Source organism: Trebonia sp. (genome assembly GCF_049794275.1).
Classification (GTDB): domain Bacteria; phylum Actinomycetota; class Actinomycetes; order Streptosporangiales; family Streptosporangiaceae; genus Trebonia.
Genome location: NZ_JBARCR010000009.1, coordinates 1 through 5,049, shown reverse-complemented (window position 1 = coordinate 5,049; position 5,049 = coordinate 1). Strand labels below are relative to the sequence as shown.

The window sequence follows — 5,049 nt, the reverse complement described above, 5'->3', positions numbered from 1 at the left end:
GAGGAGATCGACTACCGCGTGCTGGACGAGCTGATCGGGGAAGCGAGCGGCAAGGGGGTGCTGCGGGAACTGAACCGCAAGTACAGCCGCGAAGCCTTTGAGGCCATGATCGGGCCTATCCTCCAGGAGATCGGCCGCAACAAGCCGATCCAGTCGCAAGGGCCGCCCGTCGCCCCCGAGGACGACCCGCTAACCGCGCCCGTCTGGCCGCCGGCGCCCGCTCGCTGACCCGGGCTCGCTGCCCTGCGAAGGTTGAACGGACGACCCGGACGGGTACGCAGGCAGGATGCGCGTTGCCGTGCTCGCTGATATTCACGGGAACCTGCCCGCGCTCGACGCCGTGCTGGCCGATGTCCAATACGCGGGCCCCGACCTGATCGTGCTGAACGGCGACCTCGCCGACGGCCCGATGCCGGCGCAGACCCTCGGCCGGCTGGCGGAACTCGGCGATCGCGCCGTGTGGGTCCGCGGCCACGCCGACCGGCGGCTGGTCGACGCCTTCGACGGCAACTTCATGATCCCTGGGCTGGACACCGACCCGTCGGCGGACTGGTTCGAGTGGTGCGCGGCGCGGCTGAATCGCTACTACCGCGACCTGCTGGCCGACCTGCCGCCGCTGGTCACGCTGAACGTGGACGGGCTCGGGCCGGTCGCGTTCTGCCACGCGACGGCGCGCGACGACGGCGAGTACATCCTGGTCGACAGCCCGATCGCGCACTACAGGGGCGCCTTCGCCGGCGTCGCCGAGCCGACCGTGGTCGTCGGGCACACCCACATGCCGTTCGACCGGCTCGCCGCCGGGCGCCGTGTGATCAACGCCGGGTCCGTCGGCCTGCAATACGGTCACCAGGGCGCGAGCTGGGCGATGCTCGGCCCGGACATAACACTGCGCCGCACCCGCTACGACGCCGACGCGGCGGCGGCCGTGCTGTGGTCGGCGGCCCGCGACCTGCCCGGGATCGAGGGCTTCACCGGAAACGTGCGCACCCCCGCGAGCGACGAGGAGGCGCTGAAGGCCTTCACCGTCAGCGTCCGCCTCCAGACGCGCGAGCGATAGCAGGATCACAGGTCGTACTGGGACGCCTGAAGCGTGTACAGCTCCGCGTACTGGCCGCCCAGCGCCATCAGCGACGCGTGCGTGCCCGTCTCGACGACCGACCCGTGACCGAGCACGTAGATCCGGTCCGCGTGCCGGACGCTCGCCAGCCGGTGCGTGATGATCAGCACCGTCCGGTCGGCCGCCAGCGTCCGCAGCGAGGAGAACAGCGCGTACTCGGCGCGCGCGTCCAGCGCCGCGGTCGGCTCGTCCATGATCAGCAGCGGCGCGCTCCGGTAGAAGCCGCGGGCGGCGGCGATGCGCTGCCACTGCCCGCCGGACAGTTCCGCGCCGTCCTTGAACTCGCGGGCCAGCAGCGTGTCGTAGCCCCGCGCCAGGCCGGAAATCACCGTGTCCGCCCCCGACGAGGCCGCGGCCGACACCAGCAGCGCCTCGTCAAGCGGCCGGCCCATCGTGATGTTCTGCCGCACGGTCAGCGGCCAGTTGGCGTGGTCCTGCGCGATCACCGCGATCCGCTCGCGCAGCAGCTCGCCGTCGACGTCGGCGAGCGAGACCGAATCCCAGCGCACGGACCCCGACGACGGCCGGTACAGCCCGGCGAGCACCTTGGCGAGGGTCGTCTTGCCCGACCCGTTCTCCCCCACGAGCGCCACCACCTCGCCGCGCCCGATCTCGATGGACACGTCCCGCAGCGCTGGCTCCTCCGCACCGGGATAGGAGAACGTCACGCCGCGGACCTCGATCCGCGAGAACTCCGGCGGCACCGCCGCGGACCCGGCAGGCGGCAGCCGGCTCAGCGCGTCCTCGCAGAACGCGAGGTAGTCGGAGAAGTACAGCCCGTCCTCGTAGCACTGGTTGACCGCGAACATCAGCTGCTGCAGCGACCCGTGCGCAGAACGGATCGCCAGCACCGCGGTGCCCGCGACCGACAGCGGCAGCGTGCCCGTCGCCAGCAGCACGCCAAGCGACGCGTAGACCCCGGCGGTCGCGACGCCGCCCATCGCGCTCGCGACGACCCGGGTGGTCGTCTCGCGGCGCGCCGCGGCCAGCTCAGCGCGCCGCACGTAGCCGGCGAGCTGTGAGACCCGCGCCAGCAGGAAGGACCGCATCGTGAACGAGCGCAGTTCCGCGGCGGTCCGCCGCTCGGCGATCAGGTCCGCCAGGATGTACTTCCGCCGGTAGCTGTCGACCAGCGCGAACCGGGTCACGTACCGGATCCGCGCCGACCGCACCGCGGCCCACGCGCCGGGGGCCTGCGCGAGGAGGACCACCACCAGCAGCACGGGGTTCAGCAGGCCGACCACCGTCACCGCGGCGGCGATCCCCGCGAACGCGGTCACGAAGTTGATCACGTTGTTCACCAGCTGCCACGCCGACCACACTCCCCGGTCCCTGGCGCGCTGCAGCTGGTCGTGGAAGTCCGGCTCGTCGAACGCGGCGAGTTCCACCTGCGTGGCCAGGTCATAGAGGCGCACCTCGACGACCTGGTCCACCTGCGGCTCCAGCCGGCTCTGCGCCCAGCCCGCCGCGATCGAGAGGCCGGACTTCGCCGCCGTGGCGAGGGCGACCAGGATCAGCGACGGCAGCGCCGCCTTCACCCGCTCCGGGGTCGGCCCGGCGGCGAACAGCGCCTCCAGCACGCCGGTCGTCGCGAACAGCGCGAACCCGGCGAACACCCCGGCGACCACGTTGAGCCCGAGGGCGGCCGCGGTGTCCAGCCGGCTGGCCGACCAGCCCAGCCGCACCGCCTGCCCGACCAGCCCAGGGAATCGCCGCGCCACGTCGCCGAACCCGACCGAGGCCATCCGCGCGTTGTACGTCTCCCAGTAGCCGGAGGTCAGCTCCGCGGTTTCCTCATCGGGCAGCGTCTCCTGCGCCGTCCCCATGCCCTCAGTATGGGTTTCCGTTCGCTTGTGGCTAAGCGATTTTTCTTCCCGAACGGACGCGTGGTTCCTCCCGCGCTCGGCTACAGAAGCGCGCTGAGATCGGCGAGCAGGCGGCGCTTCGGGCGGGCGCCGACGACCTGAGAGATGACCTCGCCGTTCCTGAAGACGCTCAGCGTCGGCATCGCGAGGATCCCGTACCGTTGCGCGGTCACCTGGTTCTCGTCCACGTCTATCTTGGCGACAGTCAGCGTGTCGCTGAGCTCCGCCGCGATCTCGTCCAGGACGGGCGAGAGCATGTGGCAGGGCGGGCACCACTGCGCCCAGAAGTCCACCAGGACCGGCTTGCTGAACGAGGAGGACACGACGAAATCCTGGAACGTGTCGTCGGTGACCTTGATGACCGCGCTAGTCGTGTCCGCGTTCTTCATTGCTTGTCTCCTCGGGTGTCGCTCTCCGGACCAGTGGGCAGCAGTTCGCAGCGGGGAGGCGGAGCGTCGCCAAGGTCAGCGAGGCGCTCGGAAAGCCGGTCACGGACATCGCGCAGTTCCGCGATGTGCCGCTCTAGGTACGCCAGCTTGCGGCGGTACACGTCGACCGATGCCGGGCAGTCGTCGCCCGATTCGTGCCCGGCGAGCAGGCATTCGACGAACGGGCGCACGTCCTGCAGCGAGAACCCGATCGCCTGCAGCGACCTGATCTCCCTGACCAGCCGCACGTGGTGCTCGTCATAGACGCGGTACCCGTTGGCCGAACGCCCCGCCGGCAGCAGTCCCTGCGCCTCGTAGTACCGAAGCGTCCGGGTCGTCGTGCCCGCCTGAACGGCCAGTTCCCGTATGCGCATTGCCATGGCTGGCTCACACCTCCAGTGCGGCCCAGCCTAAACATTGACCCCGGCGTCAACGCTAGCGGCGCACTAGGCTGACGTCATGTGCGACACCGCTGGCAGCGTCGAGCCGGTCCCTGTCGCGGCGGTCAGCGAGGAGACCGAGCCGCGGCTCACCATCCCGCTCGAGCCGGTCGACGGCATCGTCATCACGACCCTCATCGACAACGTCACCGACATGCTCGCGGTGAACCAGGGTCCGGCGATCCGGCCGTTCATCGGCGACGCGCGGCGCCGTCCATCGGCTGTGTTCGAGGACGACTGGACCCGCGAGGGCCTGATCGCCGAGCACGGCTTCGCCGCCCTGATCACGGTCACTGCCGGCGGCAGCACCCACCGGCTGCTGTTCGACGCCGGGCTGAGCCCGGACGGGCTCGTCTCGAACATGCGCGCCCTCGGCGTCGACCTGGGCAGCATTGAGGCCATCGTGCTCAGCCACGGCCACTCCGACCACACCGCCGGCCTGGACGGCTTCATCCGCGCGGTCGGCCGGACCAGCCTGCCGGTCATGATCCATCCGGAGTTCTGGAGCCGCCGCAGGCTCGTGATCCCCGGCCATGACCCGGTCGAACTGCCGACGACCAGCCGCTCCGCGCTCGAGGGCGCGGGCTTCACGATCATCGAGGACCGCCAGCCGAGCTTCCTGTTCGGCGGCAGCGTGCTGATCACCGGCGAAGTCGACAGGACGTCCGGGTTCGAGCCCGGCTTCCCGCCGCAGCAGGCGCTGCGTGACGGGCGGTGGGAGCCGGACCCGCTGGTCCTCGACGACCAGGCGCTGATCGTGCACGTGCGCGGCAAGGGCCTAGTGGTGCTGACCGGTTGCGGGCACGCCGGCGTCGTCAACATCACCAGGTACGCGCGCAGGCTCACCGGCGTCAGCCAGGTGCACGCGGTCGTGGGCGGCTTCCACCTCGGCGGGCCGCTGTTCGAGCCGCTGATCCCCCAGGTCTGCGCCGAACTCGAGCGGCTGTCGCCCGCCGTCCTCGTCCCCGCGCACTGCACCGGGTGGGCCGCCCAGCGCGCCTTGGCCGAGCGCTTCCCCGCGGCGTACATCCCGAACGCCGTCGGGACGCGGCTGGAGCTGTAACCGGCTACTCGGACCTGAGGATCATCGCCGGCTGGGTCCGCGCGGCGGACCTAGCCGGGATGGCCGCGATCGCGTTGGCCAGCAGCAGGACGGCGGGGATAGCGAGCAGCGTCAGCGGCGAGATGACCGGCGCCGG

6 protein-coding genes are annotated in these 5,049 nt (G+C 71.1%); 3 read left to right on the top strand and 3 right to left on the bottom strand.

The genetic code is table 11. From position 1 onward, the window contains the following. Window positions 1-228, top strand: a 228-nt coding sequence (locus tag WA805_RS00230) for a hypothetical protein (protein ID WP_425241354.1), incomplete at its 5' end; no start/stop codon positions are given. 70 nt (window positions 229-298) lie between these two features. Beyond that, complete coding sequence (locus WA805_RS00225; protein ID WP_425241353.1) at window positions 299-1,057, top strand: metallophosphoesterase family protein; 759 nt, start codon at window positions 299-301, stop codon at window positions 1,055-1,057. A gap of 5 nt (window positions 1,058-1,062) precedes the next feature. Here the strand turns inward: WA805_RS00225 and WA805_RS00220 are convergent, their stop codons facing one another. From WA805_RS00220 to WA805_RS00210, 3 genes are all read right to left on the bottom strand, one after another. Beyond that, window positions 1,063-2,943 (bottom strand): ABC transporter ATP-binding protein, encoded by a 1,881-nt coding sequence (locus WA805_RS00220; protein WP_425241352.1) that lies wholly within the window; start codon window positions 2,941-2,943, stop codon window positions 1,063-1,065. An 80-nt stretch (window positions 2,944-3,023) separates the two neighbouring features. Further along, a complete protein-coding gene (gene trxA, locus WA805_RS00215; protein ID WP_425238744.1) occupies window positions 3,024-3,371 on the bottom strand; it encodes a thioredoxin in 348 nt (115 codons plus the stop codon). Continuing rightward, entirely contained in the window at window positions 3,368-3,790 is a 423-nt protein-coding gene (locus tag WA805_RS00210) for a MerR family transcriptional regulator (RefSeq protein ID WP_425238745.1), read from the bottom strand. Before WA805_RS00210 ends, trxA begins: the two co-directional genes overlap by 4 nt. Before the next feature lie 79 nt (window positions 3,791-3,869). Between WA805_RS00210 and WA805_RS00205 the strand changes: the two genes are divergently transcribed. After that, on the top strand, window positions 3,870-4,913 hold the full coding sequence (locus WA805_RS00205) for an MBL fold metallo-hydrolase (protein ID WP_425241351.1): 1,044 nt from the start codon (window positions 3,870-3,872) through the stop codon (window positions 4,911-4,913). Window positions 4,914-5,049 lie beyond the last annotated feature (136 nt).

Excerpts from the sequence above, each read along its gene's own strand:
- WA805_RS00220 (WP_425241352.1), bottom strand. The coding sequence starts at position 2,943 with ATGGGGACGGCGCAGGAGACGCTGCCCGATGAGGAAACCGCGGAGCTG.
- trxA (WP_425238744.1), bottom strand. The coding sequence starts at position 3,371 with ATGAAGAACGCGGACACGACTAGCGCGGTCATCAAGGTCACCGACGAC.
- WA805_RS00210 (WP_425238745.1), bottom strand. The coding sequence starts at position 3,790 with ATGGCAATGCGCATACGGGAACTGGCCGTTCAGGCGGGCACGACGACC.
- WA805_RS00205 (WP_425241351.1), top strand. The coding sequence starts at position 3,870 with ATGTGCGACACCGCTGGCAGCGTCGAGCCGGTCCCTGTCGCGGCGGTC.